The organism is Klebsiella sp. 2019SCSN059 (assembly GCF_021739525.1).
Lineage (GTDB): Bacteria > Pseudomonadota > Gammaproteobacteria > Enterobacterales > Enterobacteriaceae > Klebsiella > Klebsiella quasipneumoniae.
This window is the reverse complement of the sequence record NZ_JAKKOM010000101.1, coordinates 1-1,601: the sequence shown is the minus strand read 5'-3', so window position 1 is coordinate 1,601 and position 1,601 is coordinate 1. Positions and strand designations below refer to the sequence as shown.

The window sequence follows — 1,601 nt, the reverse complement described above, 5'->3', positions numbered from 1 at the left end:
CACGGAACGGTCTGCGTTGTCGGGAAGATGCGTGATCTGATCCTTCAACTCAGCAAAAGTTCGATTTATTCAACAAATCCCAGTGAAGTTGAAAATTTTCTTTTTGGACAAGGATTTATTAAAGTTCGAAAAATCGATGACGGAAGCTGGATCGGGATACTTCCCCTAGCCTACACCACGTCTGTGTGCATGGATATCGAAGAAATTACACCGTTCCGTTACCGTTGGTGTTTCGCAAATCCAGTCGAAGCGCTTTATCTGTTTGATACAGCCACTGAATTTTACGAAATTCCGAAAAAGCGATCTTCTCTAAAAGGACACCGCTACCGTGTAGCCCCTCTTCTCGTCGAAAATGACGAGCTTGGTTTTCCGAAGTGGTAGGCGAGAGCGTTTTTGGTTACTCTCCATGATTGTCGATTACTCTATAAATCGACAAGAAATTGAACTACAATGTCGCTATGAGCATGATAGTAGCAACTAGGAAACAAAAAATGGCTTTTTTAGATTCAATGAAAGTAGCCGCAGCCGTTGGTTTGCTGATGCAGCAGACAACAGCTTTTTGTTGCCCTAACCAAATGCCGGCGGATAGTGGTGCATCAGGTGGCCGATATGTTTCTATTTTAAGAAACAGCACGTTGCAACCTGAGCAAAAAGTGTCAGACGCAATTCAAACCATTGATGGTTTGAGAGAAACTTTAGAAAAAGCCTACTGGATGCTTTCTAAGGCTGGTTACGATCATATCCATAAGGTGATATCTGAGCTTCAACCTGAAACCGTGAGTCTTTGCGAACTGCAGTTGCGTGGACTTGAGGGCTTGGTAAAAAATGTTTATCGCGAAGTCAGTGCTGAGCAACGAGAAGCCATGCGCCTTACACTACTTACCGTAGCAAAAGCGCGTTCTGCAGCATCTAACCTGAACCATCTCATTCACCAGATGACTAAAGAGCCGGAGTCGTATGTCAGTAACATAAGCATGGATGGACTGCGCCAACTGGCCGATCATGGCACCTCTGTTATGATTCATTGAGGTGTAACTTGCATATTTCTGTAACTTACAACCCAAAAACTTACGACCGTTTCTTTGCCCCGGTTTTTACAAAATTCCCTAGCCTCGAACAGAGTTTGCTAGATGACTTTGTTATCTACAAGGCGACTGGCAAACTCCCTCATTATTTCGGCCGAGATACTCTATATGATCGACCCGATGAGGTGAAAGATGCGCACATGTGGCATATACACCTAGAACTCGGTATGAATAAGTTTGAGCCGCCTATTACCCCAAAGGGTAAGCACGCTCGTAAACCAGACCAAGCCACTGTGCAATGGCATAGAACTTCTGATACCTGCCTGGTGTATGTCCAAAACATACTTGATGAAAACCAATATAGCCTTCTTGCGGTTTTCCACCCTTGGGCACATGCGGAAGGCCAAGACTATCGACAAATGAGAGAATTGGCCGCAGTAGCAAAAGAGTTCCGTGAAGATATCTTCTAATTATCAGTGAGATACCTTCACCATTCCTTCGGCTTTGTTGAATAAATCAGATTTCGGGTAAGTCTCCCCCGTAGCGGGTTGTGTTTTCAGGCAATACGCACGCTTT

At 44.5% G+C, this 1,601-nt stretch carries 3 protein-coding genes; all 3 read left to right on the top strand.

Annotated elements, in window-relative coordinates; all coding sequences use genetic code 11:
* On the top strand, nt 1-381 hold a 381-nt coding region (locus L2I46_RS29045), incomplete at its 5' end, for a hypothetical protein (RefSeq protein WP_204128849.1).
* Nucleotides 382-491: 110 nt separating this feature from the next.
* Nucleotides 492-1,028, top strand: a complete 537-nt coding sequence (locus L2I46_RS29040) for a hypothetical protein (protein WP_023287162.1) — start codon at nt 492-494, stop codon at nt 1,026-1,028.
* An 8-nt stretch (nt 1,029-1,036) separates the two neighbouring features.
* Entirely contained in the window at nt 1,037-1,495 is a 459-nt protein-coding gene (locus L2I46_RS29035) for a type II toxin-antitoxin system YafO family toxin (RefSeq protein ID WP_032414405.1), read from the top strand.
* Nucleotides 1,496-1,601 lie beyond the last annotated feature (106 nt).